This is a genomic window from Pseudomonas sp. MF6396 (assembly GCF_002018915.1).
Taxonomy (GTDB): Bacteria; Pseudomonadota; Gammaproteobacteria; order Pseudomonadales; family Pseudomonadaceae; genus Aquipseudomonas; species Aquipseudomonas palmensis.
Genome location: NZ_MVOK01000002.1, coordinates 136,792 through 162,233 on the forward strand (window position 1 = coordinate 136,792; position 25,442 = coordinate 162,233).

The window sequence follows — 25,442 nt, forward strand, 5'->3', positions numbered from 1 at the left end:
CCATGTTCAGGCATGTCGCATGCGCCGATTCTCCGGCAACGCCGGCTCCTACAGGGCTGCGTTGTGTTCCGGCAAGTCGATCAGGAACCGCGTCCACCCCTGCGCCGATTCGGCACTGATCACCCCACCGTGCGCCTGCACGATCGAACGGGTGATCGCCAGCCCCAGCCCCGCATGTTCGCTGCTGCCTTCCCGGCGTGCCGGGTCGGCCCGGTAGAACCGGTCGAACAGCCGCGGCAATAGCGCTGCATCGATCGGCGCCCCGCGATTGGCCACCACCAGGCGAACCCTGCCATCACCCTGCGCAATCTCGACCCGTATCTCGCCCTGTGCCGGGGTAAAGCGCAGCGCGTTGTCCAGCAGGTTGGACAGGGCCCGTCGCAGCATGTTGCGGTCTCCCGTCAGCTCGGCCAGCCCTTCGCGGCTCAGGCTGATCTGTGCATCCTCGGCCAATGGCGCGTAGTACTCGATCAAGGCATCGGCCTCCTGGTCCAGCGCCAGGGGCTCGCGATTGGGCATCAGCAGGCCGTGGTCGGCCTTGGCCAGGTACAGCATGTCGTTGACCAGTTGCGCCATCCATTGCAGTTCCTCGAGGTTGCCGTGCAATGCCTCGCGATACTCCTCCAGGCTGCGCGGGCGGGTGAGGGTGACCTGGGTGTGGGTCAGCAGGTTGGACAGCGGCGTGCGCAGCTCGTGGGCAATGTCGGCCGAGAAGGCCGACAGGCGCTGGAAGGCATCGTCCAGACGTTCGAGCATGGCATTCATGGTGCCGGCCAGTTGCGCCAGCTCTGGCGGCATCTGGGCCTGGGGCAGGCGTGTGGTCAGCGAGCGTGCCGAAACGCCGGCTGCCACCTCGCCCATCCGGCGCAGCGGACGCAAGCCACGGCGCACGGCCCAGGCACCGAGCAGCGCGGTGGCCAGCGCCGAAAGGCCCATCGTCAGCCAGATCAGGCGCTGCATGCGTTGCAGAAAGTGCTGGTGGTGGGTGATATCCAGAAACAGGGTGAGCCGGCTGCCGCCTTCAAGCACCACGCACAGGCTGCGAAAATCCATGCCCTCGCTGCGCAGGGTGCTCAGGCCCGGTGTGTCGGGTGCGTCAGGCAGGCCGGGGCGGCTGGCAAACCACTGCGCCCCGTCGCTGCCACGAATGCGCAGTGCAAGGTCGGCCTGGTGGCTCAGCTCGCCGCGCAGCAGCGGTAGCCGCGCTGCCAGGCTCGGGCGGTCGTGCACGCCAACGAGCGCCTGGCGCAGTACCGACAGGCGACTGTCGAGCAACTGCTGATCGAGCTCGATGAAGTGGGCCTCGCTGGCCCGGCTGAACAGGAGCCCCGCCGTCAGTGACACCGCCGCCGTGCAGGCGGCGAACAACAGCGCCAGGCGTGCGCCCAGGGACAATCTGCGCATCACGCCGGGCGCTCCTCGAGCACGTAGCCCATGCCGCGCACGGTGTGGATCAGCTTGTTGTCGTGGCCATCGTCGACCTTCAGGCGCAGGCGCCGGATCGCCACTTCGATCACGTTGGTGTCGCTGTCGAAGTTCATGTCCCACACCTGCGAAGCGATCAGCGATTTGGGCAGCACCTCGCCCTGGCGGCGCAGCAACAGTTCGAGCAGGGCGAACTCCTTGGCGGTGAGGTCGATGCGTGCCCCGGCGCGTTCCACCCGGCGGCGAATCAGGTCCAGGCGCAGGTCGGCCAGGTTCAGGGTGGTTTCCTGGGGCGGGCTGGCGCCGCGGCGCAGCAGGGTGCGGACCCGCGCCAGCAGTTCGGAGAACGCAAAGGGTTTGATCAGGTAGTCGTCGGCGCCCAGTTCCAGGCCATGCACGCGGTCCTCTACCGCATCGCGGGCCGTGAGGAACAGCACCGGGGTGTCGAAGCCGGCCTCGCGCACGGCCTGCAGAATCTGCCAGCCGTCACGCCCGGGGAGCATCACGTCGAGAATCAGCAGGTCGTAGTCGCCGCTCAGGGCCAGGTGCTGACCGGTATCGCCGTCGGTGGCCAGTTCGGTGCTGAAGCCGGCTTCGTTGAGGCCCTGGCGCAGGTAGAGGCCGGTCTTGGGCTGGTCTTCGACGATCAACAGTTTCATGGGCTTCTCGGCAGCGTTGGGGGCTGGGTTTATACCCTGTGGCAGGGTGCGCGGGGCAAAGCTGACAAAGTTGTAATGTTTTCGTCAGGTGGTTGCCAGCGGCAGTTTTCTACAGTGCGGGGCATGAGCTTGCACATGATAGAGGATGCACGATGAAACGCTTGATGATCGCGAGCGCCCTGGCGCTGTGGAGCTTGCCGCTGCTGGCGGCACCCGGGCACGAGTACGCCTTCGGCAAGCCGGCTGCGGCGGCGCAGGCCACGCGCACGGTGGAGGTCGTGATGGGCGACATGTACTTCGAGCCGCGCGCGCTGCAGGTCAAGGCCGGCGAAACGGTGCGTTTCGTGCTGGTGAACAACGGCCAGGTGCCCCACGAGTTCAACCTGGGGGATGCGGCCATGCACGCCCGGCATCAGCAGGAGATGCTCGCCATGCAGGGGCAGATGGATCATTCGGCAATGGGACATGGCGGCATGAATCATGGCGGTGATGATCATGGTGCGATGGGTAGCGGCGGCATGCAGCATGACGACCCGAACATGGTGATGGTGGCGCCGGGCAAGCGCGCCGAACTGACCTGGACCTTCAGCCAGAGCACGCCGATCGAGTTCGCCTGCAACGTGCCGGGGCATTACCAGGCTGGCATGGTGGGCAAGCTGACTATCGCCAAATGACCAATGCAGCGCGCAAACCCGATAAACTAGACCAATTTCGTCCTTCAGGTTTGAGCCATGCATCCCGCCGCCGAACATTCGCCACTGGGCAAGTCCAGTGAATACATCAGCACCTACACGCCGTCGCTGCTGTTCCCCATCCCGCGTGCAGCCAAATGGGCCGAGCTTGGGGTCACCGCGCAAACGTTGCCGTGGTCGGGTGTGGATTACTGGAACTGCTTCGAGCTGTCCTGGCTGCTGCCTTCGGGCAAGCCGGTGGTGGCCATCGGCGAGTTCGCCATCCCGGCCGATTCGCCGGCCATCATCGAGTCCAAGTCGTTCAAGCTGTACCTGAACTCGCTGAACCAGACCGAGTTCGCCTCGGCGCAGGCGGTGCAGGCCTGTCTGGTCAAGGACCTGTCTGCGGCAGCCGGCAAGCCGGTAGGGGTGCGTATCCGCAGCCTGGCCGAGGTTCAGCGCGAGGGTGTGATGGCGCTGCCGGGCACCTGCATCGATGACCTGGAGGTCAGCATCAGCAACTACGAGCAGCCGCAACCGGAGCTGCTGCGCTGCGATGCCGAGCGTGTGGTGGAAGAAACCCTGCACAGCCATCTGCTCAAATCCAACTGCCCGGTGACCGGGCAGCCGGACTGGGGCAGCGTGACTGTCCATTACCGTGGCGCGGCGCTGGACCATGCCAGCCTGCTGACCTACCTGATCAGCTTCCGTCAGCATGCCGACTTCCACGAGCAATGCGTGGAACGTATCTACCTGGACCTCAAGCGCCTGCTCAACCCCGAAACCCTCACGGTGTATGCGCGCTACGTGCGCCGGGGCGGGCTGGACATCAACCCGTACCGCAGCACCGGGCCGGTCACCCTGAAGAACCTGCGCCTGGTTCGCCAGTAACGAAAAAGCCCCGTCCAGTGTGACGGGGCTTTCGTTTTTGCCGAAGGGTTCAGATGCCCATGCTTTGCAGGCTCTGAACGATGTTGCGCAGGGTGGCGGTCAGGCCCGGGTGCTCGACTTCGAAACGTTCGACGGCGAGGTTGACGCCGTCGACCAGGTTGTTGTCCGGGGTTACGGCCTCCAGTTCGATTTTTGCTTGGATCTGCGCCATCAGTTCGTGCAGCTCGACACGCTCCTGTTCCGAGAGCGGTGGGTTTTGCTCCAGTTGCTCGCGCAGGGCGTCGAGTTGCGCTTGAAGTTCGCGGGCAGGCATGGGTGTTCTCCCTCTATGAATAGGCTCAGACATGGACCCCGCGCGCGGGCGAAAGGTCCGTGCCTCGCTGTTCAGGTTAATCCACCCGGCGCCGCTTTGCATGACCCTGATCAATGTGCCTGTATCAGGGTTTTTCGCCCTTGAGGCGGCGCAGGCCGATATCGGCCAGGCAATCGGCCAGTTGTTCCAGCTGGTCGATCACCGAATGCACCCCCAGCCCGAACAGGTGAACGGTAGCCTTGCCTCGCTTGAGTTCGCGCTCGCGTTCCTCCAGTGCCTGCCAGGTAGCCTCGTCCAGCCCGCACAGCGAGCCGCACGAGGCCAGGCCCACGGTCCACAGCCCGGCGTTGAGCCCGGCCTGCAGCAGGCGCGGCTCGCCGCTGACCAGCACGCAGCCATCGAGCCGGTCGGCCTTGAGCTGCATCAGGGCGTGCCAGCAGGCATCCGGCGCGGGCCAGGGCGCGTGGCCGGTGGTATCCGGTCGGCGCACCCAGGCGGGCAGCGCCTGGCTCAGGTGCTGGCCCAGGGCAGCCGGCAGTTCGTCGAGCCAGGCACAGGGCACGCCGTGTTCCCGCAGCCAGTGCAGGGCGGGCAGGGCGCCTGGTGTAGGCCTGGCCGGTGCGTTGCCGGGCGCCTGGCATCGTGCGCCGAAGTCGACCAGGCAGCCGCGCAGGCCGAACAGCACGGCGGTGAAGGCGGGGGAATGGGGCATGGCAACGTCCCTGAAATAACCAGCAAGGCTAACGTCGGGGTGTGACCGTGGCGTGACGCTTTGATGACCTTCAGGCGGCTTTCACAAAATATCGACGCAGGTTGGAGGAAGCTGCCTAATCTGCCAGAGAGGCTTTATACTTGTTTCCTTTTGGCTGTCGACGGCCTGATGCCGGCGCAGTGCAATGTTTGCCTAGGAGAAATTTTATGCGTGGGATCGGTGCTGGCGTGATCGATCGTATGACCCGTGCCTGTGTCTGCGCGAGCCTGCTGCTGGCGCCGGTACTGGCCCAGGCGGCGACCGAGGAAGACCCGTGGGAGAGCATCAACCGGCCGATCTTCCGGTTCAACGACACGATCGATACCTACGCGCTCAAGCCGCTGGCCCAGGGCTACCAGTGGGTGACGCCGCAGTTTCTCGAGGACGGCATCCACAACATGTTCCGCAACCTTGGTGACGTGACCAACCTTGCCAACAACGTGTTGCAGCTCAAGCCCCACGCAGCCGGCGTGGATACCGCGCGGTTGATCGTCAACACCACCTTCGGCCTGGCTGGCTTCTTCGATGTGGGTACCAAGATGGGCCTGCAGCGCAGCGACGAGGACTTCGGCCAGACCCTCGGCTACTGGGGTGTAGGCAGTGGCCCGTACGTGATGCTGCCGCTGCTTGGGCCGAGCACCGTGCGCGATGCGATCGCCAAGTACCCGGATACCTACACCGAACCCTACCGTTACATGGACCATGTGCCCACCCGCAATACCGCAATCGCGGTGGACGTGGTGGACACCCGTGCCAGCCTGCTGTCGGCCGAGAAGATGATCCGTGGCGACAAGTACAGCTTCATCCGCAACGCCTACCTGCAGAACCGCGAGTTCAAGGTCAAGGACGGGGATGTAAAAGACGATTTCTGATCGTGATGCATGAAAAAGGCGGCCATGGCCGCCTTTTTCATGCCTGCTGTTCAGCTCATCGCAAGGATCTTGAGGCCCAGCTTCTGCTGGCCCTGGGGCTGATCGGCAATCCACACCACTTGCGTTGTGGCGTGCAGGCCCTTGAGTGAAGGGTGGTCCGAATCGATGCTGACGCTGAGGTTGTCTCCAACCTGAAAGGTTTTCGCTGCCTGTACCTGCATGCCGCTGCTCGAGAGGTCCAGGCACACCGCCGCAATCACTTGCTCGGCATGTATCAGGGTAACGTCGGTATCTACCCGCATCCTGATGAAATCACGCTTCTCGCTATAGTCGGCGTGGTTCTGGCTCATGCCTGCATCCTTCCATTGGGTTGCGATAGAAGGGGTTTTTATAACTCCCGGTGATTTGTGCTGTAAAGAGCACAGGCGACCATCGGTGCATGCTTGAAACCCCCGGCGGATGGGAGTACCGTCTGCGCCTTACAGGGCACCTCTGACATTTGCCGGGCAGGCCTTTTGTCCTACACCTGAAATGCAAGAGTGGCTAGAAGTGAATCCAGTAAGCGGGCCCCGTTTTGCCTGGCCGCCTACCCCAACCTATTTCTGGCGCCGTTTGCCCACATGCAGAAAAACAGTGCAACGCTGCTGATAATCGATGATGACGATGTAGTGCGTGCGAGCCTCGCCGCCTACCTGGAAGACAGCGGCTTCAGCGTCCTGCAGGCAAGCAACGGCCAGCAGGGTCTCCAGGTCTTCGAGCAGGAACAGCCTGATCTGGTGATCTGCGATCTGCGCATGCCGCAAATGGGCGGCCTGGAGCTGATTCGCCAGGTTACCGAGCGTGCCCCCGACCTGCCGGTGATCGTGGTGTCGGGCGCGGGCGTGATGAACGATGCCGTCGAAGCGTTGCGCCTGGGTGCTGCCGACTACCTGATCAAGCCCCTGGAAGACCTGGCAGTGCTGGAGCACTCGGTTCGCCGGGCGTTGGATCGGGCGCATCTGGTACTGGAAAACCAGCGTTACCGCGACAAGCTCGAAACCGCCAACCGTGAGCTGGAGGCCAGCCTGCACCTGCTGCAGGAAGACCAGACTGCCGGGCGCCAGGTGCAGATGAACATGCTGCCGGAGAACCCCTGGAAGGCCGGAGACCTGCGTTTCGAACACCAGATCATTCCGTCTCTGTACCTGTCTGGCGATTTCACCGATTACTTTCGTGTCGACGAGCGACGCGTGGCGTTCTACCTGGCCGACGTGTCCGGCCATGGTGCCTCCTCGGCGTTCGTGACTGTGCTGCTCAAGTTCATGACCACGCGCCTGCTGTTCGAATTCAAGCGCGCCGGCACCTTGCCCGAGTTCAAGCCGTCCGAGGTGCTCGGGCATATCAACCGCGGCCTGATCAATTGCAGGCTGGGCAAGCACGTGACCATGGTGGGCGGCGTGATCGACGAGCACACCGGCCTGATGACCTACAGCATCGGCGGCCATCTGCCGTTGCCGGTGCTGTACACCCCGGACGACACCCGGTACCTCGAAGGGCGCGGCCTGCCGGTGGGGCTGTTCGACGAGGCCACCTACCAGGATCACGTTCTGGAGTTGCCGCCGCAGTTCAGCCTCACATTGCTGTCTGATGGCATTCTGGACCTTTTGCCTGGCGACACACTCAAAGATAAGGAGGCTGCCTTGCCTGAAATCATCAAGGCAGCAGGTGGCAGCCTGGATGGGCTGCGCCAACGATTCGAATTGGCTACGCTTGGGGAGATGCCGGATGATATCGCCCTAATGGTGTTGAGCAGGAACCTTCAATGAGTACTGGAAGAATCCAGTTTGCCGAGCAGAATGGCACCTTTGTTCTGAAGTTCGTCGGTGAAGTGCGTCTGACCCTGTGTTCGGCGCTGGATGCAACGATTGAAAAGATCTTCACGGCGCTGAATTTCTCGGCGATCGTCATCGATCTTACCGAAACCAACAGTATCGACAGCACCACTCTGGGCCTGCTGGCCAAGTTGTCGATCCTGTCGCGGCAGAAGGTCGGCCTGCTGCCCACGGTGGTGACTACCCATGCCGATATCACCCGGCTTCTGCAGTCGATGGGCTTCGATCAGGTGTTCAACATCGTCGATCGTCCAATCCCGTGCCCCGAGTGCCTGACCGATCTGCCGTCCCAGGACCAGAACGAAGAGGTAGTGCGCGCCAAGGTGCTGGAAGCGCACAAGATCCTCATGGGCCTGAACGACTCCAACCGCGAAGCCTTCCACGACCTGGTCAACGCCCTGGAGCGGACCTGATCGATCCTGGCGCCCTGTAGCGGGCGCCGAACTCACCTTTTCATTCAGCCTCGCGGGGAAACTCCGTGGGCGGCGCGCCGTTGGCGTTGAGCTGGAAGATGCGCTCGGGCTGCCCCTGCGCGTTGAAGAACACCTGGCCCAGCCCGGCGCTGTTCCACAGGCGCTCGCCGGCCTTGCTGTGCGCGGGTGTACGCGGCACCACCTGCATCAGGCGGCGCTTGGTGAACCAGTTCAACGGTGATCGTGGGGCGTAGAGCCAGCGATTGAGTCGGTCGAACACATCGAGCAGTCGGCGCGGGAATTCGTTCTTGATGCCGCTGCTGGTGATCTGCCACAGGTGCGGGGCGCCGCGTTTGTGACGAATCATTACCTCGTAAACGAAGGAATAGTGCACGTCGCCCGAGAGGATCACGTAATGCCCTGGCGTGCGCGAGTGACGGAAGATATTCAGGATCACCTGCGCCGCTCCCCGGTGCGCCATCCAGTTCTCGGCGTCCACCAGCAGCGGATAGCCGCACCAGCTGAACACACGCTGGATGGTTTCGATCAGCTTCACGCCAAACAGCGGGGCGGGGGAGACGATGATGGCCGAGGGGTGGTCCAGCAAGGCCTGCTGCAGTTCGCACAGCGCTTCCCAGTCCAGCAGCCCGGAGGGCTTTTGCAGCTTGCTCTCGCTGCGCCAGCGACGTGTGCGGGTATCGAGTACCAGCAGCGCAGGCTGGGTGGGCAGCACGAAGTGCCATTCCTGAAAGCGCAGCAGCTGTTTGATCAGGCCATCTTGCGCAGCGCGGTCGAAATAGCCGTCGTCATCGGCGCTGTGGCTCAGGGCCTGGCAGCTTTGCAGCAGCTCGCCAAACACGTCCGGGTTGTTGCCCCAGCCCTGGCAGAGCATGTAGCCGATCAGCGCGTTGCCGATGATGCGCCGCGAGAAGGCGTGCCCGTAGGCGGTTTCTTCCCATTGGGCCGAGAGGTTCCAGTCGTCGGTGATGTCGTGGTCATCGAAGATCATCAGGCTGGGCAGGTGCGCCAGTACCCGCGCCACGCCATCCAGCCCTTCGACGAAGCCCTTCAGGCAGTGCTGTTCGCGCTGGTAGCGGGCCTGGCGCTGGGTGGTCAGGCCTGATGGCATGGGGGTGTCGACCAAGGTCCAGGGCACAGGCGACCAGACCAGCAGGTACATGGCCATGATCTCGGCCAGGGTTACCAGGTGGTTGTCGGCGTTGCTGCTGGTGAAGATGGGTTTGCGCGTGCCGCCGAAAAAGCGCTCGCGCAGGGTTTCGTTGCTCTCCAGGGCTGGCAGCAGGTCGGCACGGTGATAGTAGCTGGCCGGGTGGCGGTACAGCTCGGCGCTGTTCTGCACCACGGCGCCTTCCAGGTGCTCGTGGTACAGGCCCAGCCGTTCGATCAGCCCGTGGATGGCCCGCAGCATGGGGCCGGCGACATCGTCGGCGTACACCTGGTCGCCGCTCATCATCAGCAGCGCCGGGCGCTCGGCGGGTGCGTGGGGCGCGGCCAGCAGGCGGTCGGCGCACAACAGGCCATCGGCGGCGGGGTGGTGCGGCTTGCGGCACGAGCCATGCAACAACTGGTCGAGGCGCTCGCGTATCACGAAGTTGGGCAGGCGGGCGCCTTCATACAGCAGGTGTGGGGCCCAGGTGGCGATGCCCTGGCCGCCGATCAGCACGTCGTAGTCGATCTGCACGTCGGTGGGCAGTGGAGTGTGCAGCTGGATATCGAGCAGGTGCACGAAGGCGTGCTGGCCGATGGGGATGACCTGACAGCTCAGGGTGTATTCGGTGGAGTGTTGCAGGTGCAGTTCGGGCTGCAACGGCTGTGAGCCGACCAGCCACAGGACCATGCGCGCAGGCTCCAGGCGGCGCAGCAACGGGCCGGCCAGTACCAGGGGCAGCGGGGTGTTTTCGGGCATTGATTACTCGAAGATGGATGGGTGCGCCTTCGGCGCTTCGCCGGCAATGCCGGCTCCTACAGTATCGTGCAGCCCTGTAGGAGTCGGCGTTGCCGGCGAAGAGGTCTGCAAGATCCAGCGTGCAAAACCGTTAATGCTCCGCCTTCACACCTTGCCTGGCAAACCATATTTGTATCAGGCCTTTGCAGCCAACAACGCCTCGAGTTTCTCCTGATCCCGCGCAAACTGGCGGATGCCCTCGGCGAGTTTCTCGGTGGCCATGGCATCTTCGTTGGAGAGCCAGCGGAACTGGCTTTCGTCGAGTGTCAGGCGTGGCTCGCCAGCCTTGCCCGGGGTGAGCTTGCGCGCCAGGGTGCCCTGGTCATCGCTGAGCTGCTGCAGCAACTCAGGGCTGATGGTCAGGCGGTCGCAGCCGGCCAACTGCTCGATCTGGCCGATGTTGCGGAAGCTGGCGCCCATGACCACGGTGTCGTAGCCGTTGGCCTTGTAGTAATCGTAAATACGCGTGACCGACTTCACGCCCGGGTCTTCGGCCCCGACATACTCCTTGCCGGTCGATTTCTTGTACCAGTCGTAGATACGGCCCACGAACGGCGAAATCAGGAACACCCCAGCATCGGCACAGGCAGCCGCCTGGGCGAAGGAAAACAGCAGGGTCAGGTTGGTCTGGATGCCTTCCTTTTCCAGCACCTCGGCGGCGCGGATGCCCTCCCAGGTGGAGGCCAGCTTGATCAGCACGCGGTCGCGGCCGATGCCGGCCTTGTCGTACAACTCGATCAATTGGCGCGCCTTGGACAGCAGGGCAGGTTGGTCGAAGGACAGTCGGGCGTCCACTTCCGTGGAAATACGGCCCGGGATCACCTTGAGAATTCCGCTGCCCACCGATACCGCGAATGCATCGCAGGCAAGGCCCAGGTCGCCCTTGCTGTGCTTGAGCGCGTCATCGAGCAGCTCGGCATAGCCGGGCATGGCGGCGGCCTTGAGCAACAGGGACGGGTTGGTGGTGGCGTCGACCGGCTTGAGCCGGCTGATCGCATCGATATCGCCGGTGTCGGCGACGACCGTGGTGAACTGCTTGAGTTGTTCCAGCTTGGAAGTCATGAGCGTGCTCTGTCCTGTGCGGTTGGACGACATTACCCGAGCGCTGCCGGCCGCTCAAGGGCTGTGCGGCAGGCTATCGGGGGAGGGTAACGATTGGAGTGTCCAGCCGCGCGCAGGTTCCTAGCGTCCTTCCAGCAGCAGCCCCGCCTGGTCGAGCAGGCTCAGGGGGGCGGTGCTCTTGTGGATGTCCACCGACAGTAGTTGGCGGAACTTGCGAGCGCCGGGGAAGCCCTGGCCCAGGCCGAGGATATGCCGGGTGACATGGTGCATGGCGCCGCCGTTCTGCAGGTGCTGGGCGATGTACGGGCGCAGCCTGGCCAGCGCTTCGCTGCGGCTGATCACCGGGGCGTCGCTGCCGAACAGCTGCTGGTCGACTTCGGCCAGTACATAAGGGTTGTGGTACGCCTCGCGGCCGAGCATCACGCCGTCGAAGGTCTGCAGGTGCTGCTGGCATTCGGCGAGCGTCTTGATGCCGCCATTGAGAATGAACTCCAGGTCCGGGAAGTCGGCCTTGAGCTGCGCGGCGACGTCATAGCGCAGTGGCGGGATCTCGCGGTTCTCCTTGGGCGAGAGGCCCTCGAGGATGGCGATGCGCGCGTGTACGGTGAAGCTGCGGCAGCCTGCGTCGCGTACCTGGCCGACGAAGTCGCAGAGCTCGGCGTAGCTGTCGCGGCCGTTGATGCCGATGCGGTGTTTGACCGTGACCGGGATCTGCACTGCGTCGAGCATGGCCTTGACACAATCGCCCACCAACCCCGGATGGCCCATCAGGCAGGCGCCGATCATGTTGTTCTGCACGCGGTCGCTGGGGCAGCCGACGTTGAGGTTCACTTCGTTGTAGCCGGCGTTTTGCGCGAGTACGGCGCAGACGGCCAAGTCCGCCGGCACGCTGCCACCCAGTTGCAGGGCCAGCGGGTACTCGGCTTCGCCATGGCGCAGAAAACGCTCGGCGTCGCCATGCAGCAGGGCGCCGGTGGTGACCATTTCGGTGTAGAGCAAGGCATTGCGCGACAGCAGGCGCAGGAAGAAGCGGCAGTGGCGGTCGGTCCAGTCCATCATGGGTGCAACGCTGAACCGGCGGGACGGCTCGGGCCGCGTATCTACAGGAGTTGTAACAGGTTCTGAGAGCATGTTCGTCTACGTGTGGTGCAGCCAATTCGGGGTGTTTCGGGCGATGGGCGTTCTGCGCTGACACCGCGTCACACCGGCCAGCCCCAAAAACACAAGTGCGCCAGTTTACCAAGAGTCTGCAACCTTCGCCTGCAAGCCCGTCATGCCGGCGCCCAAACGGCCGTAGGCGGGCTAGTCTGTTGCTGTCCCCTGCGCAATGTTCGGCCCACCCCCGCAGGTGAATCGAGGCGCGGCCATGAAGCCTGTCAGGAAAATCGGATTGCGCCGCAGCCTGCGACGGCTTGGGCCCGGGTTGATCACCGGCGCCGCCGACGACGATCCGAGCGGTATCGCCACCTATTCTCAAGCCGGCGCACAGTTTGGCTTCTCCATGCTGTGGACCGTGGTGCTGACCCTGCCCCTGATGATCGCGATTCAACTGGTGAGCGCACGCATCGGCTACATCACCCGTCGCGGCCTGGCCGCCAATATAAAGCAGAGCTTTCCCGCCAGCGTGCTGTGGGCCGTGGTGAGCATGCTGCTGGTGGCCAATACGCTGAACCTGGCGGCAGACATCGCAGCCATGGCCGAGGCCCTTCGCTTGCTGGTGGGCGGATCGGCGCATATCTATGCCGTCACGTTCGGCCTGCTGTGCCTGGTGCTGCAGGTGTTCATGCCGTACCGCGCCTACGTCAGCTGGCTCAAATGGCTGACCCTGGCGCTGCTGTCGTACGTGGCGGTGGCGTTCATGGTGCACGTGGACTGGAGCGCGGTAGCGCGGGGTATCGTGTTCCCCGATATCGCATTCAACTATGACACCCTGCTGATGGTGGTGGCGGTACTGGGTACCACCATCAGCCCCTACCTGTTCTTCTGGCAGGCCGCACAGGAAATGGAAGACGCCACCACGGGCCAGCAGGTACCGGCTAGGCGCGAGGTGCGCCGGCACCTGCTGCGCATCCGGGTCGATACGGTGGTGGGCATGACGTTTTCCAATCTGATCGCGTTCTTCATCATCCTGAGCACGGCGGCAACCCTGCGTGCCGCCGGTATCACGGATATCCAGACCTCGGCCCAGGCGGCCGAGGCGCTGCGCCCGCTCGCGGGGGACTTTGCCTTTCTGATCTTCAGCCTGGGCATCATCGGCACCGGGCTGCTGGCGGTGCCGGTGCTGGCGGGGTCGGCCGCCTATGCCGTGGCCGAAGCAGCGGGGTGGTCGGGCAGCCTCAGCGCGCGGCTGGACAAGGGCGAAGGGCGTGCGTTCTACACCTTGATCGCCGCCGCGACCGTCGGCGGGGTGATCCTGTGCTTCACGCCCACCGACCCTGTGAAGGAGCTGTTCTGGTCGGCAGTGCTCAACGGCGTGATCGCCGTGCCCATCATGGTGGTCATGATGCTGCAGGCATCGCGACCGCAAACGATGGGCGAGCACGTGATCAGGCCGCGGTTGCGCTGGCTTGGGTGGATTGCCACCGGGGTCATGGCCATCACCGTGGCCTGCATGCTGGTGACGCTGTAGAGCAGGTGCCTAGCTCGCCCACTTCGAGCCGCGAATCACCGCACAGAAATTCCCGGGCTTGAAGGCGGGGTCCTTGTCGGCCAGCACATCCGCCTTGACGTTGCCGAAGGTGGTCTGCGGCTTGTGGCGGATGCCGTCGTAGAAGGCCTGGATGATGTCTTCCTTGAAATGCTCGCCCCGCGGGTGGGCGCTGACGATGGCTTCGCGCTCGGCAGCGCCGTACTGGCCGTGGGTCAGCCCCAGCACGTCCATCTCGACCCCTGCCGTCACCAGCGCCACCACCGGGTGCATGTGCTCGGGTATGCCTGGGGTGGTGTGCAGAGCGATGGCGGTCCATACCGTATCGATGTCCTGCTGGGCGATGCCGTGGCCGCACAGGAAGTCGCGTGCGGCATTGGCGCCATCCACTTCGAAACGCTCGCAGGCGCTGCTGTGCTGATGGGTCAGGCCCATGTCGTGGAACATGCAGCCGCAGTACAGCAACTCGGCGTCGAACTTCAGACCGCGCTTCTGGCCCGCCAGGGCCGCGAAGTAGAACACGCGGCTGGAATGGTGGAACAGCAGGGGCGAGGCCGTATCGCGTACCACCTCGGTGATTTCGCGGGCGAGCTGGCTGTCGGGGATCTTGATGCCGTGGATGTCGAGTGTCATGGGGCAGGCTCCGGGTTGCGGTTCGCCTCCATTGTCAGCCTCGACACTGCTGTCCTCAAATGGCGTGATACGCCATATACTGCCATTTCACGTGAAATCACGACGCCTTCAGGTTCGCCCCTTCGCCATGACCAGAACCATTGCCGTACTCGCGCTGCCCGGTGTTCAACTGCTCGATGTGTCGGGCCCACTGGATGTGTTCGCCCAGGCCAATGTCGAGGCGGGTCGGCAGGTCTACACGTTGCAGGTGGTGGCGTGCGAGCCAGGGCCCATTCACAGCTCGTCCGGTGCGCGGCTGTTGCCCGACCTGGTGGCAGGTGAGCCCGGGCAGCGCTTCGACACCTTGCTGGTGGCCGGGGCGCCGGATGCGGCGCGGATGCAACTGAACAACACGCTGCTGGCCTGGATCCGCGATTGCGCGGGCCAGTCGCGCCGCTTCGGCTCGGTGTGCACCGGCGCCTTCGCGCTGGCGGCCAGCGGGTTGCTGGATGGGCGGCGGGTGACCACGCACTGGGCCGCGGCACAGGCCCTGGCACAGCGTTACCCGAGCCTGAGCGTGGAAGAGGACGCGCTGTATGTGCGCGACGGCAAGCTGCGCACAGCCGCCGGGGTCACTGCCGGGCTGGACCTAGCGCTGATGCTGGTGGAGGAAGACCTGGGCCGTGAAATCGCGCTGCGGGTAGCGGCGCAACTGGTGATGTTCTTCAAGCGCCCGGGCGGGCAGTTGCAGTTCAGCCGCAAGGGCGAGGCGCAGCCAGCCGGGCGTTCGGTGTTGCAGCAAGTGCAGCGCTGGGTGGCCGCCAACCCGCAGCTGGCGCTGACAGTCGAGGCACTGGCCGAACATGCCGGCCTCAGCCCCCGGCATTTTGCCCGGCTGTTTCATGCCGAGGTGGGCGTCACCCCCGCGGCCTGGGTGGAGTCGGCGCGGGTGGCCGCTGCACGCGCCCTGCTGGAGGCCGGTGGTGATGCGCCCAAGCAGGTCGCCGCCAAATGCGGCTTCGCCAACGCCGACACCTTGCGCCGAGCGTTCTTCAAGCACGTGGGGGTGACACCTGCCGAGTACCGCAAGCGTTACGGGCACGGCGGGGCGTAGCAACGCTCAGTCGTGCTCCTGGCCCAGGTAGAGCAGCTCGCTTTCGAACAGGTTCTCCAGCATCTCACGCGTCACCGGCTCCACCAGCGTGCCCGCATGGTGGGTGATGCGCAGGCTGGCGCCGGCCTGCTCCAGCGCATCGATGATTGCCAGCAGCGTTTGCTGCTGCGTCACCGTGCCTTGCTCGCTGGGCACCTCCAGGGCGAAGTCCGTGGTATCGAACAGCACGACCGGCGTTTGCGTGCCCACCTTGCGCATCAGCTCGCCGATGCTGTCGGCAGACCACTGGCGCAGCAGCTTGACGATCCCTGGCTTGTGGTCGGCGGCGGTGACGGCGATGGCGTATCGGGACATGGGGGCTCGCTTGAGTTGCGCAATAAAGGGCCGGCAAGGTGAATGCAAATAATGGCAAAAAGCCTTGAACCGATGACGGGTGCGGCGGTCCGACCTCAGGCCTGCTACCCTGTGGCCTTCACATTTCTCGTTTTGCCATAGGAACAGCGGGGCTATCAGATCACTGCACGTCGAAGCGTGCCAGCAATTCAAGGAGCTATTTCGTGGGAAGAACCCCCTCCAACGACACACCCGGGCATTCTCAGCCGCCGACCGTCGACGGCATTCCAGCTCCCAGCGGTGAAGTAAACCTGATCGATACCGACTACGTCGTCGGCCAGGACAATTTCAAGGGCGAGTTTTCCTTCTCGCTGGACATCCACGGCAAGGTGTTCCTCATCTCTGCCGCCACCATCTTCCTGTTCGTCATCCTCACCCTGGCCTTGCAGAACGAAGTCGAGCCGGTGTTCAGCGCCATGCGCAGCTGGTTGACCGCCAACCTGGCGTGGTTCTTCATGAGCACCGCGAACATCTTCGTACTGCTGTGCCTGGGCCTGATCGTCTCGCCGTTGGGCAAGGTGCGCCTGGGCGGGCGCGAAGCGGTGCCGGACCATTCCTATGTGGGCTGGTTCTCGATGCTGTTCGCCGCCGGCATGGGTATCGGCCTGATGTTCTATGGCGTGGCCGAACCGATGTCGCACTTCTCGGCCGCCATGGGCGGGGTCACCCTCGACGCCAACGGCGTGCGTACCGACTGGGCGCCGCTGGGCGGTGCAGGCGGTGATGCCAAGGTGGCGGCCGACATGGCGATGGCGGCCACCATCTACCACTGGGGCCTGCACCCGTGGGCGATCTACGCGATCGTCGCGTTGTCGCTGGCGCTGTTCACCTACAACAAGGGCTTGCCGCTGTCGATCCGCTCGGTGTTCTACCCGTTGCTGGGTGAGCGCGTGTGGGGCTGGCCGGGGCATGTGATCGATATCCTGGCGGTGTTCGCCACGCTGTTCGGCCTGGCCACTTCCCTCGGGATCGGTGCCGAGCAGGCGGCAGCCGGGCTCGAATACCTGTTCGCGATCCCCTCGACCAATGTCAGCAAGGTGCTGCTGATCATCGGCATCAGCATCATCGCACTGGGCTCGGTGCTGGCCGGCATGGACAAGGGCGTGAAGATGCTGTCCCAGGTGAACATGGGCCTGGCGTTGCTGCTGCTGGTGTTCATCATCGTGGTCGGGCCGACCCTGGCGATCTTCACCGGCTTCTTCAGAAACCTCACGGCCTACATCGAGTACCTGCCGGCGTTGTCCAACCCGGTGGGGCGCGAGGATGCCGAGTTCACCCAGGGCTGGACTGCCTTCTACTGGGCCTGGTGGATCAGCTGGTCGCCGTTCGTGGGCATGTTCATCGCCCGTGTCAGCCGTGGCCGCACGGTGCGCGAGTTTCTCATCGCCGTGTTGCTGGTGCCCTCGCTGGTGTCGGTACTGTGGATGACCACTTTCGGCGGCACCGCCATCGATCAGACCGTGAACCAGCACTTTGCCGGCGTGACCGATGCGGTGCTGGAGCTCAAGCTGTTCGCGATGCTCAGCGGCCTGCCGCTCAAGGAGATCACCTCGTTCATCGGCATCGTGCTGGTGGCGGTGTTCTTCATCACCTCGTCCGACTCCGGCTCGCTGGTGATCGATACCATCACCGCCGGTGGCAAGGTGGATGCACCGGTGCCGCAGCGGGTGTTCTGGGCGGTGATGCAGGGCGTGATCGCGATTGCGCTTTTGCTCGGTGGCGGCTTGATTGCGCTGCAGGCGATGGCGGTGTCGACCGGCCTGCCGTTCGCCATCGTGTTGCTGCTCGGCTGTGTGTCGCTGGTCAAGGGACTGATGTCGGAGCCGCGCGGTTAAAGCCCGCCCGGCGCAGCAACTTTATTGTGGGGGCGTAGCAGCCGGCCTTGCCGGCGATGGCGTGCATGGCGCCCCTGGCCCGGCGTAGCCGGGCATCGCCAGCAAGGCTGGCTTCTGCACAAAGCCAGTTTGCTGGCGTTCAATCCCACAGCCGCCCGATTTCCATTCCCGCTTCGAACCGATGTGCCACCTGGGCCTGCAACAGCTCGGCCGTGGCCAACGCATCGGTCAGGGCATGGTGCGCGTGATACGGCGGCAGGTGATAGCGCGCGCGGCTGTCGGCCAGGCGTATCGAGGCTGGCGGCCGGCGCAGCAGGCGGTCCCGCCAACTGCGTTTGCCACGGTGCAGCAGTGCTTCCAGCTGCATGGTGTCGATCACCGGAAACTCCAACCCCTCACCCAGGTGCCGTCGCACCGCATTGTCGAGAAACCCGCGTTCCAGGTTGCGGTAATGCACCACCATCACATGCCCGGCCATGGCTCCCAGCAACGCGTTGAGCACATGGGGCAGGGTGGGCGCATGGCGGATGTCGCTGTGGGTGATGTGGTGGAAGGTCACCGACTCGTCGCTCAGTTCGGTGCGCGGTTTCACCACCCAGTAGCGCGCCTCGGCGCAGCGGATGCGCTGCAGGGTGAAGGGCATCAGGCCAATGCTGACAATGGCATCCTTCTGCGCATCCAGCCCGGTGGTTTCCACATCCAGCGCCAGCAACGGCACCTGCTCCAGGGGAGTGCCAGCCGGCACCACGCCGGCGGCATAGAAGTTCTTCAGCAGCGGGTTGCGCGCCTGGGCTGCCAATGCCTGAAAGCGCGTTGCCCAGTCGATACGGTCGATACCACGCGGCTTCATCGCGAGTGCCGCACGATGCCAGGGTAGCGAAAGCGCAGGAACTTCTGCGCATGGCTCAGCACCTGGAACGCTTCCTTGAGGTTGTGTCGCTCGCTGCTGGAGAAGCGCTCGGGCTCGATGTAGTTGTCCGGCTGCTGGCCGTTTTCGAGGGCGTCCACCTGGTGCCGAATGCGCACCATCGACAGGAACTCCAGCGCATAACGCAGGTGCTCGATGGCCGCCGGCTGCATCAGCTTGGTGGCGCTGATGGCTTCCAGGCGCTCGACCGAGTTCTGCGCGGTACTGGCGCAGGCCAGGGCATGTACGCGAATCAGGTCGGTGAGCGGTGCGGTGCCGCGGCCCTTGAGGTTGATGATCTGTTTCTGGCGGCCGTCGGTTTCCATCACGAAGGTGCGGAAGAACCCCAGCGGCGGCGTACGGTTCAGTGCATTGCGCGCCATGGCGGTAAGAAAGGCGGGGCTGGCGCTGGACTTCTGCGCGCACAGGATCTTGAGGGTTTCCACCAGTTCCAGCTGGCCATACACCCCGTCGAGGTCGAAGAAGATGCTGCTGTTGAGCAGGGTGGCCGCGTTGGGTTTGTCGATCCACTGGGTGAAGTAGCCCTTCCATACCCGCAGCGGCTGGCGCCACTGGTCGTTGGTGGCCATGATCCCGCCCTTGCAGTAGCTGTAGCCGCACGCGGCCAGGCCGTCGCTGACGAAGGTGGCGAGTTTGAGGAAGTAGGCGTCGTGCTGCACCGGGTCGAAGCTGTCGTCCAGCACCAGGGCGTTGTCCTGGTCGGTGACCAGCAACTGTTCGTCCCGCGCCATCGAGCCCAGCGCCATGAAGCAGTACGGCACCGGCGGCGGGCCCAGGTCGCGTTCGGCCAGTTCCAGCAGGCGCTGGGTGAAGGCGCGACCGATGCCGGAAATCGCGCTGCCGATCATGTGCGCCGTGGCGCCATCGCGCACCATGCGCACATAGGTGCCGCGCAGGTCGCGCAGCAGCGAGCGCAGGCCGGCCACGCTGTTCTGGTTGGAGATGCTGTTGACCAGGTGCAGGCTGCTCTGGGACTCGTGGCGGATGATGTCCGACAGGTTGATCAGCCCCAGCGTGCGGCCCTTGTGCACCACCGGCAGGTGGTGGATGTTGCGCCGCAGCATGCACAGCATGGCTTCGAACACCGAGTCGTTGGCCTGGATCACCACCGGATCGCTCGACATCACCGTGCTGATGGGCAGGCTGCTGCTGAGGTCGGCGGCCAGCACGCGGGTGCGCAGGTCCCGGTCGGTGACCAGCCCCAGCAGTCTGTCGGGGGCATCCGGTACCGGTTCGACCACTGCCACGCACGACACGCTTTCGGCGGCCATCAGGCGCGCCGCGTCCAGAATCGAAGTGTCCTGGCTCACCCACACCAGGCTGCGCGAGAGCAGGGTGCGTGCCTTGAGCTGGATCAGCTCGCTGGCGCGGCCCTGGCCTTCGACAGCGGACTTGAGACGCGAATGTCCTTCGGCCTCGACGAACTCGGCAAAGCTGTCGTGCTGCTCGCACAGTTCGGCAAACAGGTCTGCCGGAATGAAGTAGATCAGGCTGTCTTCCAGCGCCTTGGCCGGAAAGCGCACCTTGTTGCTGCGCAGCAACCCGGCCTGGCCGAAGATGTCGCCTTCGCCCAGGCGGTTGTAGAGCTCGCCGTTGCGCCGGTAGATCTCCACCGCACCGCTGCGCACGTAGTGCAGGTCCTGGATGCTGGCGCCTGCTTCCAGGATGGTGCTGCCGGCCTTGAAATAGCTCACCTGGATACGTGGCGCAATGCCGTTGAGGGTTTCTTCGGGCAGGGCGTCGAAAGGGGCGAAACGGTGGAGGTGATCGCGAACCTCCAGAAGCTCGATCTGCATGCAACCTCGCTGAATGTGGGCGTGAAGTGGACCGGGGCTCAGGGCCGCATCAACGGCTCGACGCCGATCCAGGATTTTTTCGGGTGGTGGCACAGTTGCAGTGGCGCCACAGTAACCGACTGCCCGTCGATTTCCAACGTGCCCAGGTTGATCGTCCACTTGGCGTCGGCGTTGAAGTCCGGGGTGTTGAACGCGACGTAGACCGAGCCATAGCGGCTGTTGTTGGTGAGCTTGGGAATGCGCCGGTGCACCTCGTCACTGTTGATGTCGAACGGCGAGGGGCGCACGTAGTCCTTGCCCGAAAGCGGGAAGTCGTTGTTCAGCGCGCCCAGGTAAAGGTCCGGGCGGGCCGCCAGGCGCTGGCCATTCTCGAAGGTCAGGTAGGCCTTGCGGCTGTCGTACAGCATGGGGATGGGCGCTTCGCCCGACCCTGGCTTGAGAGGCTGCTGGCGATTCTTGTTGAAGCCGATCACCTGCACGTAGAACTCGCGCTGTGGCGAGCCATGGGGCACGCTGAAGTAACCCTGCGTGTAGGGTCGATCTCTCCACATCAGCGCATGGTCGTAGAGGTAGGTGTACAGGTAGAAGGTCTTGACCCCGTGCGCGGTCGGCACCTCGAACACCTGGCGCGACTCGCACAGGTCGGCATAGGCCGGGCGCTCTCGCGGGTAGGGCACGCAGGCGACGAGCAGGGCGCTCAGGGCCAGGGCAAGAGAAAAGCGGTGGAACAGAACGTGCAACATGCCGGGCCTCCCTGGCTCGATAGCGCTGCGCAAGCAGTCAACGTGTAGTGTCGACGCCCTGTACTTGTCGAGGTTTTATCAGGCTTTGCGCCGGAATTCCGAACATTTCGTGCAACCGCCATATCATCGGCAGCGTCAGCGCTCTCGTTCCATTGAGTACTTCGTAGACCCGGTTCTTCCGGCCGATTGCCGGTACCAGGTCGGCGGCGCTCAGGCCGGACTGCTCCATTCTGAAGCGAATAGCCTCGATGGGGTCGGGCAGGTCGAGCGGAAACTGCTTGGTCTCATACGCCTCTATCAGCGTGACCATGACATCGAAGTAATCACCTTCGGGCGTGCCGGGTTCCGGCTCGTTGTCGAACAGCTCGGACACTGCGTTCAACGCGGCCTTGTAGTCCTGCTCGGTATGAATTGGGTGAATGTTCACAGGATCACTCCATCTCAACGGTGTCGGCGTCAATGCCATCGTATTGTTCGTGAGTACCGACAAACTTGATGTAGATGGCTTCGAAGCGATAGGCCACGGCAGCCACGATCCGATAGTCATTGCCTTTGATATTGAACACCACTCTGCGACTTTTGAGGATGCTGGCATTGCCGAACTGCGCCTTGATATCCGCAGGCGTGGACCATCTTGCCTGCCTGGCTTCGTCAATCCATGAGAGCAAGGGTTGCTTGGATGCAGGATGCTTCTCGGAAAATGCTTTCAGGTGACTGATGGCAATGATTCTCATAAGGCCCCATTCTGGTCCCGGTGTGGGACTTTTTCAAGCGCGACTTCCAGTTGTTCGTCGCTTGATGACGTCAGACGTTGCCCTCTGGACCACGAGCAACGCCTGAGTGTTATCGGCGAATGGCCAATGTTCAATTACCAGAGTGCAACGGTGTACGACAGGATCAGCCGGTTCTCGTCCAGGTCGTTGCCGAAATGCGTGGAGCGTACCGTGGCGTTGCGCCACTTCACGCCGACGTTTTTCAGCGGGCCGCTTTGCACCACGTAGCCGATATCGGTGTCGCGCTCCCACTCCTTGCCATCAGGCCGCCCCGCACCCAGGTCGATGCCATCGCCGCGCAGGTAGCGGGTCATGAAGGTCAACCCCGGCAGGCCCACGCTGGCGAAGTTGAAGTCGTAGCGGGCCTGCCACGAGGTTTCGTCCTTGTTGGCGAAGTCGCCGATCTGCACGAAGTTCACCAGGTAGGCATCGGCGCCGTTGAGGTAGGCAAAGCCGGTGTCGCCGCGCATGCGCTGGTAGCCCACACCGAAGGCGTGGCCCTGTATGCCGTAGGTGAACATCGCCCCCAGCGCCTTGTTGTCGACGTTGCTGGCGCCGTCATCGCTGGAGCGGGCGAACCGGATATCGCTTTTGAGCGACTGCCCCTCGCCCAACGCCCAGGTGTGGTTCAGGCCCACGAAGTGCTGGCGGTAGAGGTTGTCGAGCGCACCGTAGCTGTAGCTGGTGCTCAGGCTGTCGGTCCACTTGTAGCTCAGGCTGGCGAAGTCGAAGCGATCGCTGTCGCTGCGCCGGGCCACGATGTTTTTTGCCGCGCCCGTGGTCACGCCCATGTCCTCGTAGTCGGTGGAGTCGCGCTGGTTGACCTGGCGCAGCCGGCCGATGTCGAGGTTCAGGTTCTCCAGCTCCTGCACGTTCAACTGCCCGCCGGAAAAGGTCTGCGGCAACAGGCGCGAGTCGTTGGGCATCAGCACCGGCAGCCTGGGTATCAGGGTGCCGACCTTCAACACGCTGTGACTGGCGCGCACCTTGGCGGTCAGGCCCAGCTCGCTGTACTCGCCCTGGGCACGGCGCGGTGCCTCGCGGTCACGCTGCAGCAGGCCGCTACCACTGCGTTCGGGGCTGGAATCGAGCTTGAGCCCGAGCAGGCCGATGGCGTCCACCCCAACGCCCAGGGTGCCCTCGGTAAAGCCGGACTCGTAGCGCAGCACAAAGCCCTGGGCCCATTCCTCGGCCTTGGACTGCGGGGCCTCGTGCTGGCGAAAGTCGCGGTTGAAGTAGAAGTTGCGCAGTTCCACGCTGGCCTTGCTGTCATCGACAAAGGCCGCGTTGGCCGTGCTGCAAACGCCGGCGAGTGTTGCCGTGGCCAGCAGGCCAAGGCTGAACGGTGGGAAAGTGCGGTGCATGGTAAATCCTCTTTTTTGTTTTTATGAGGTGCAGCGATGCCCGCACGGGCCGCCGTAGCGGCCCGTGACAGGGGTTGCAGTGGTTCAGTGGCTGACGGCGGTGGCGGCGCCCAGGCCAGTCTGTGCGCGCACGAACTGGTCGTCGAAGGCGGCACGTTCGCGGGCTGCGCGGGCGCTGCGGTCGAGCCTGGACACAATCACCGTGACCAGGAACGCCAGCGGCATGGAAAACAGTGCCGGATGGTCATAGGGATAGATCGCCTGGGCGTTGCCCAGCACCGACACCCACACCGCCGGCGACAGGATCACCAGCCCCAGCGCGGTGATCAGCCCGGCAAAGCCGCCGGCCAGCGCGCCGCGGGTGGTCAGGCCTTTCCAGTACATGGCCATGATCAGCACCGGGAAGTTGGTGGAGGCGGCGATACCGAAGGTCAGGCCCACCAGGAAGGCCACGTTCTGCTTCTCGAACAGGATGCCCAGCAGGATCGCGATGATGCCCAGGCCGACGGTGGCGATACGGGTCACGCGCATCTCGTCCTTTTCGCTGGCGGTGCCCTTTTTCCACACGGTGGCGTAGAGGTCATGGGAGATGGCCGACGCACCGGCCAGTGCCAGGCCCGACACCACCGCGAGAATGGTGGCGAAGGCCACCGCCGACAGGAAGCCCAGGAACAGGTTGCCGCCCACTGCCTTTGCAAGGTGCATGGCGACCATGTTGCCGCCACCGATCAGCGCGCCCTTGAGGTCGCCGTCCACGTAGAACTGCGGGTCGGTGCCGACGATGACGATGGCCGCGTAGCCCAGCACCATCACCACCAGAAAGAAGAAACCGATGAAGCCGGTGGCGTAGAACACCGACTTGCGTGCTTCCTTGGCGTTGGGCACGGTGAAAAAGCGCATCAGGATATGCGGCAGCCCGGCGATGCCGAACACCAGCCCCAGCGACAGCGACGCGGCGTTGATCGGGTCGGCCAGCATCGAGCCGGGGCCCATGATGCTCCAGCCTGTGCTGTGCACGTTCACTGCGCGACTGGCCAGGGTTTCCAGGCTGAAGCCGAACTCGGCCATGGCCAGCAGCGCCAGGGTGGTGCCACCGGCCAGCAACAGCACGGCCTTGATGATCTGCACCCAGGTGGTGGCGATCATGCCGCCGAAGATCACGTACACCAGCATCAGGGCGCCCACCACCATCACTGCGGTGCTGTAGTCCAGGCCGAACAGCAGCTTGATCAGTTGCCCGGCACCCACCATCTGCACCACCAGGTAGCAGCACACCACGGTCAGCGAGCCGAAGGCGGCGAAGGTGCGGATGCGGGTCTGGTCCAGGCGGTACGACACGATGTCGGCAAAGGTGTAGCGCCCCAGGTTGCGCAGGCGCTCGGCCATCAGGAAGGTGATGATCGGCCAGCCGACGAAGAACGCCACGGTGTAGATGAAGCCGTCGTAGCCCTTGGCGAACACCAGGCTCGACAGGCCCAGCAGGGTGGCCGCCGACATGTAGTCGCCGGCAATCGCCAGGCCGTTCTGGAAACCGCTGATGCCGCCGCCGGCGGTGTAGAAGTCGGAGGTGGAGCGGGTCTGGCGCGCGGCCCACCAGGTGATCGCCAGGGTGCCCAGCACGAACACGAAGAACATCGCGATGGCGTGCAGGTTGACCGGTTGTTTGTCGGCCACCAGCGGCGCCGCGAAAGCCGCCGGGGTCAGCAGCAGGCTGCTCAGCACTAGCAGTGCGGTGCGGTTCATTTCGACTCCTCCAGTACCTGTGCGCTGAGGCTGTCGAAGCGGGTATTGGCGCTGCGCACGTACCAGCCGGTCAGCAGCCACGACAGCACGATCAGTGCCGAGGCCACGGGAATGCCGAGGGTCAGTTGGCGACCGTCCCCCAGCGGTGTGTGCAGCACCTGCGGGTAGAACGCCACCACCAGCATGAACAGGTAGTAGGCACCCAGCACTGCGGCGCTGAGTGACCAGGCCAGGCGCGATCGGGTGCGCACCAGTTGCTGGAATTTGGGGTTGGCGCGGATGCGGTCGCAACTCTGCGCGTGATCGGTTGGGGCGTGCGTCATGGGTGGGGCTCCTTTGTTGTTTTTATTGCCTGGGGCGGGCCATCGACTTTGTTGCGGGTGTGGGGCGTCAGGGCGGCGGGCAGGGCTCGCAGCCAGACGGTAAATGCGGTGGGGCAGGCGCCGGCGCGCCGCGATCAGGTCGCGGGGCGGGGTAACGTGCGCGGGGGTGAGCCGAGGTTGAGCAGGCTCGTACAGGCAGGGGCGAGGCCCTGGTGAGAATTCGACATGTGTGGCACCCGTTGGCTGATTGTTAGCTCTTGATGTCAGCTGCCCCCTT

General features: G+C 64.2%; 26 protein-coding genes. 8 read left to right on the forward strand and 18 right to left on the reverse strand.

Annotated features, from left to right (window positions below; genetic code table 11):
* Positions 1-48: 48 nt before the first annotated feature.
* Positions 49-1,407 (reverse strand): heavy metal sensor histidine kinase, encoded by a 1,359-nt coding sequence (locus MF6396_RS02225; RefSeq protein ID WP_078479607.1) that lies wholly within the window; start codon positions 1,405-1,407, stop codon positions 49-51.
* Complete coding sequence (locus MF6396_RS02230; RefSeq protein WP_043864549.1) at positions 1,404-2,084, reverse strand: heavy metal response regulator transcription factor; 681 nt, start codon at positions 2,082-2,084, stop codon at positions 1,404-1,406. The genes MF6396_RS02225 and MF6396_RS02230 overlap by 4 nt, the downstream gene beginning before the upstream one ends.
* 152 nt (positions 2,085-2,236) lie before the next feature.
* On the opposite strand from MF6396_RS02230, the gene MF6396_RS02235 reads away from it, so the two are divergent.
* Together MF6396_RS02235 and queF are read left to right on the forward strand one after the other, a co-directional pair.
* The gene (locus MF6396_RS02235; RefSeq protein ID WP_043864548.1) at positions 2,237-2,758 is read left to right on the forward strand and encodes a cupredoxin domain-containing protein; all 522 of its coding nucleotides are present in this window, start codon (positions 2,237-2,239) and stop codon (positions 2,756-2,758) included.
* 57 nt (positions 2,759-2,815) lie between these two features.
* Complete coding sequence (queF, locus tag MF6396_RS02240; RefSeq protein WP_054916181.1) at positions 2,816-3,646, forward strand: NADPH-dependent 7-cyano-7-deazaguanine reductase QueF; 831 nt, start codon at positions 2,816-2,818, stop codon at positions 3,644-3,646.
* Positions 3,647-3,695: 49 nt separating this feature from the next.
* On the opposite strand, the gene MF6396_RS02245 is transcribed toward queF, so the two are convergent.
* On the reverse strand, positions 3,696-3,959 hold the full coding sequence (locus MF6396_RS02245) for a DUF4404 family protein (RefSeq protein WP_043864546.1): 264 nt from the start codon (positions 3,957-3,959) through the stop codon (positions 3,696-3,698).
* A gap of 124 nt (positions 3,960-4,083) precedes the next feature.
* Positions 4,084-4,671: a hypothetical protein gene (locus tag MF6396_RS02250; RefSeq protein ID WP_054916180.1), complete on the reverse strand. Its 588-nt coding sequence runs from the start codon at positions 4,669-4,671 to the stop codon at positions 4,084-4,086.
* Between the two features lie 206 nt (positions 4,672-4,877).
* Here MF6396_RS02250 and MF6396_RS02255 point away from each other — a divergent pair, with 206 nt between their 5' ends.
* Complete coding sequence (locus MF6396_RS02255) at positions 4,878-5,582, forward strand: MlaA family lipoprotein (protein WP_043864544.1); 705 nt, start codon at positions 4,878-4,880, stop codon at positions 5,580-5,582.
* Positions 5,583-5,632: 50 nt separating this feature from the next.
* On the opposite strand, the gene MF6396_RS02260 is transcribed toward MF6396_RS02255, so the two are convergent.
* Positions 5,633-5,932: a PilZ domain-containing protein gene (locus MF6396_RS02260; RefSeq protein ID WP_043864543.1), complete on the reverse strand. Its 300-nt coding sequence runs from the start codon at positions 5,930-5,932 to the stop codon at positions 5,633-5,635.
* A gap of 270 nt (positions 5,933-6,202) precedes the next feature.
* Here MF6396_RS02260 and rssB point away from each other — a divergent pair, with 270 nt between their 5' ends.
* Entirely contained in the window at positions 6,203-7,387 is a 1,185-nt protein-coding gene (rssB, locus tag MF6396_RS02265) for a two-component system response regulator RssB (RefSeq protein WP_043864542.1), read from the forward strand.
* The gene (rssC, locus tag MF6396_RS02270) at positions 7,384-7,866 is read left to right on the forward strand and encodes an anti-sigma factor antagonist RssC (protein WP_043864541.1); all 483 of its coding nucleotides are present in this window, start codon (positions 7,384-7,386) and stop codon (positions 7,864-7,866) included. Before rssB ends, rssC begins: the two co-directional genes overlap by 4 nt.
* 40 nt (positions 7,867-7,906) lie before the next feature.
* Here the strand turns inward: rssC and MF6396_RS02275 are convergent, their stop codons facing one another.
* The 3 genes from MF6396_RS02275 to dusA all read right to left on the reverse strand — a co-directional run bounded on the left by MF6396_RS02275 (position 7,907) and on the right by dusA (position 12,025).
* Positions 7,907-9,793 carry an alkaline phosphatase D family protein gene (locus tag MF6396_RS02275; RefSeq protein WP_078479608.1) on the reverse strand — a complete coding sequence of 629 codons (1,887 nt, stop codon included), beginning with the start codon at positions 9,791-9,793 and terminating at the stop codon, positions 7,907-7,909.
* A 174-nt stretch (positions 9,794-9,967) separates the two neighbouring features.
* Complete coding sequence (tal, locus tag MF6396_RS02280) at positions 9,968-10,894, reverse strand: transaldolase (protein ID WP_043864539.1); 927 nt, start codon at positions 10,892-10,894, stop codon at positions 9,968-9,970.
* A 120-nt stretch (positions 10,895-11,014) separates the two neighbouring features.
* A complete protein-coding gene (dusA, locus tag MF6396_RS02285; RefSeq protein WP_078479609.1) occupies positions 11,015-12,025 on the reverse strand; it encodes a tRNA dihydrouridine(20/20a) synthase DusA in 1,011 nt (336 codons plus the stop codon).
* A 259-nt stretch (positions 12,026-12,284) separates the two neighbouring features.
* Between dusA and MF6396_RS02290 the strand changes: the two genes are divergently transcribed.
* The gene (locus MF6396_RS02290; RefSeq protein WP_238596407.1) at positions 12,285-13,523 is read left to right on the forward strand and encodes an NRAMP family divalent metal transporter; all 1,239 of its coding nucleotides are present in this window, start codon (positions 12,285-12,287) and stop codon (positions 13,521-13,523) included.
* 9 nt (positions 13,524-13,532) lie between these two features.
* Here the strand turns inward: MF6396_RS02290 and MF6396_RS02295 are convergent, their stop codons facing one another.
* Complete coding sequence (locus MF6396_RS02295) at positions 13,533-14,174, reverse strand: HD domain-containing protein (protein ID WP_043864536.1); 642 nt, start codon at positions 14,172-14,174, stop codon at positions 13,533-13,535.
* Positions 14,175-14,301: 127 nt separating this feature from the next.
* On the opposite strand from MF6396_RS02295, the gene MF6396_RS02300 reads away from it, so the two are divergent.
* Positions 14,302-15,267: a GlxA family transcriptional regulator gene (locus MF6396_RS02300; protein WP_078479611.1), complete on the forward strand. Its 966-nt coding sequence runs from the start codon at positions 14,302-14,304 to the stop codon at positions 15,265-15,267.
* 6 nt (positions 15,268-15,273) lie between these two features.
* Here the strand turns inward: MF6396_RS02300 and MF6396_RS02305 are convergent, their stop codons facing one another.
* Positions 15,274-15,621, reverse strand: coding sequence for a hypothetical protein (locus tag MF6396_RS02305; RefSeq protein ID WP_054915307.1), 348 nt, complete (start codon positions 15,619-15,621; stop codon positions 15,274-15,276).
* A 203-nt stretch (positions 15,622-15,824) separates the two neighbouring features.
* Between MF6396_RS02305 and MF6396_RS02310 the strand changes: the two genes are divergently transcribed.
* Complete coding sequence (locus MF6396_RS02310; RefSeq protein WP_054915306.1) at positions 15,825-17,495, forward strand: BCCT family transporter; 1,671 nt, start codon at positions 15,825-15,827, stop codon at positions 17,493-17,495.
* 139 nt (positions 17,496-17,634) lie between these two features.
* Here MF6396_RS02310 and MF6396_RS02315 read toward each other — a convergent pair whose 3' ends face one another.
* From MF6396_RS02315 to MF6396_RS02350, 8 genes are all read right to left on the reverse strand, one after another.
* Positions 17,635-18,345 (reverse strand): 3'-5' exonuclease, encoded by a 711-nt coding sequence (locus MF6396_RS02315; protein WP_043864532.1) that lies wholly within the window; start codon positions 18,343-18,345, stop codon positions 17,635-17,637.
* On the reverse strand, positions 18,342-20,219 hold the full coding sequence (locus tag MF6396_RS02320; protein WP_078479612.1) for a DUF294 nucleotidyltransferase-like domain-containing protein: 1,878 nt from the start codon (positions 20,217-20,219) through the stop codon (positions 18,342-18,344). Before MF6396_RS02320 ends, MF6396_RS02315 begins: the two co-directional genes overlap by 4 nt.
* Positions 20,220-20,257: 38 nt before the next feature.
* Positions 20,258-20,962: a hypothetical protein gene (locus MF6396_RS02325; protein WP_078479613.1), complete on the reverse strand. Its 705-nt coding sequence runs from the start codon at positions 20,960-20,962 to the stop codon at positions 20,258-20,260.
* Positions 20,963-20,999: 37 nt separating this feature from the next.
* The gene (locus MF6396_RS02330; protein ID WP_043864529.1) at positions 21,000-21,389 is read right to left on the reverse strand and encodes a helix-turn-helix domain-containing protein; all 390 of its coding nucleotides are present in this window, start codon (positions 21,387-21,389) and stop codon (positions 21,000-21,002) included.
* Positions 21,390-21,393: 4 nt separating this feature from the next.
* Positions 21,394-21,696 carry a type II toxin-antitoxin system HigB family toxin gene (locus MF6396_RS02335; RefSeq protein WP_054915303.1) on the reverse strand — a complete coding sequence of 101 codons (303 nt, stop codon included), beginning with the start codon at positions 21,694-21,696 and terminating at the stop codon, positions 21,394-21,396.
* 134 nt (positions 21,697-21,830) lie between these two features.
* Complete coding sequence (locus MF6396_RS02340; protein ID WP_043864527.1) at positions 21,831-23,099, reverse strand: OprD family porin; 1,269 nt, start codon at positions 23,097-23,099, stop codon at positions 21,831-21,833.
* An 84-nt stretch (positions 23,100-23,183) separates the two neighbouring features.
* The gene (locus MF6396_RS02345; protein ID WP_058541320.1) at positions 23,184-24,842 is read right to left on the reverse strand and encodes a cation acetate symporter; all 1,659 of its coding nucleotides are present in this window, start codon (positions 24,840-24,842) and stop codon (positions 23,184-23,186) included.
* A complete protein-coding gene (locus MF6396_RS02350) occupies positions 24,839-25,165 on the reverse strand; it encodes a DUF485 domain-containing protein (RefSeq protein ID WP_043864525.1) in 327 nt (108 codons plus the stop codon). The genes MF6396_RS02345 and MF6396_RS02350 overlap by 4 nt, the downstream gene beginning before the upstream one ends.
* Positions 25,166-25,442 lie beyond the last annotated feature (277 nt).

Coding starts and splice junctions, on each gene's coding strand:
- MF6396_RS02345 (WP_058541320.1), bottom strand. CDS start 24,842: ATGAACCGCACCGCACTGCTAGTGCTGAGCAGCCTGCTGCTGACCCCG.
- MF6396_RS02260 (WP_043864543.1), bottom strand. CDS start 5,932: ATGAGCCAGAACCACGCCGACTATAGCGAGAAGCGTGATTTCATCAGG.
- MF6396_RS02245 (WP_043864546.1), bottom strand. CDS start 3,959: ATGCCTGCCCGCGAACTTCAAGCGCAACTCGACGCCCTGCGCGAGCAA.
- MF6396_RS02320 (WP_078479612.1), bottom strand. CDS start 20,219: ATGCAGATCGAGCTTCTGGAGGTTCGCGATCACCTCCACCGTTTCGCC.
- MF6396_RS02305 (WP_054915307.1), bottom strand. CDS start 15,621: ATGTCCCGATACGCCATCGCCGTCACCGCCGCCGACCACAAGCCAGGG.
- MF6396_RS02350 (WP_043864525.1), bottom strand. CDS start 25,165: ATGACGCACGCCCCAACCGATCACGCGCAGAGTTGCGACCGCATCCGC.
- MF6396_RS02230 (WP_043864549.1), bottom strand. CDS start 2,084: ATGAAACTGTTGATCGTCGAAGACCAGCCCAAGACCGGCCTCTACCTG.
- MF6396_RS02250 (WP_054916180.1), bottom strand. CDS start 4,671: ATGCCCCATTCCCCCGCCTTCACCGCCGTGCTGTTCGGCCTGCGCGGC.
- MF6396_RS02335 (WP_054915303.1), bottom strand. CDS start 21,696: ATGAGAATCATTGCCATCAGTCACCTGAAAGCATTTTCCGAGAAGCAT.
- rssC (WP_043864541.1), top strand. CDS start 7,384: ATGAGTACTGGAAGAATCCAGTTTGCCGAGCAGAATGGCACCTTTGTT.
- MF6396_RS02315 (WP_043864532.1), bottom strand. CDS start 18,345: ATGAAGCCGCGTGGTATCGACCGTATCGACTGGGCAACGCGCTTTCAG.
- tal (WP_043864539.1), bottom strand. CDS start 10,894: ATGACTTCCAAGCTGGAACAACTCAAGCAGTTCACCACGGTCGTCGCC.
- MF6396_RS02295 (WP_043864536.1), bottom strand. CDS start 14,174: ATGACACTCGACATCCACGGCATCAAGATCCCCGACAGCCAGCTCGCC.
- dusA (WP_078479609.1), bottom strand. CDS start 12,025: ATGCTCTCAGAACCTGTTACAACTCCTGTAGATACGCGGCCCGAGCCG.
- MF6396_RS02275 (WP_078479608.1), bottom strand. CDS start 9,793: ATGCCCGAAAACACCCCGCTGCCCCTGGTACTGGCCGGCCCGTTGCTG.
- rssB (WP_043864542.1), top strand. CDS start 6,203: ATGCAGAAAAACAGTGCAACGCTGCTGATAATCGATGATGACGATGTA.
- MF6396_RS02255 (WP_043864544.1), top strand. CDS start 4,878: ATGCGTGGGATCGGTGCTGGCGTGATCGATCGTATGACCCGTGCCTGT.
- MF6396_RS02325 (WP_078479613.1), bottom strand. CDS start 20,962: ATGTTGCACGTTCTGTTCCACCGCTTTTCTCTTGCCCTGGCCCTGAGC.
- MF6396_RS02235 (WP_043864548.1), top strand. CDS start 2,237: ATGAAACGCTTGATGATCGCGAGCGCCCTGGCGCTGTGGAGCTTGCCG.
- MF6396_RS02300 (WP_078479611.1), top strand. CDS start 14,302: ATGACCAGAACCATTGCCGTACTCGCGCTGCCCGGTGTTCAACTGCTC.
- queF (WP_054916181.1), top strand. CDS start 2,816: ATGCATCCCGCCGCCGAACATTCGCCACTGGGCAAGTCCAGTGAATAC.
- MF6396_RS02340 (WP_043864527.1), bottom strand. CDS start 23,099: ATGCACCGCACTTTCCCACCGTTCAGCCTTGGCCTGCTGGCCACGGCA.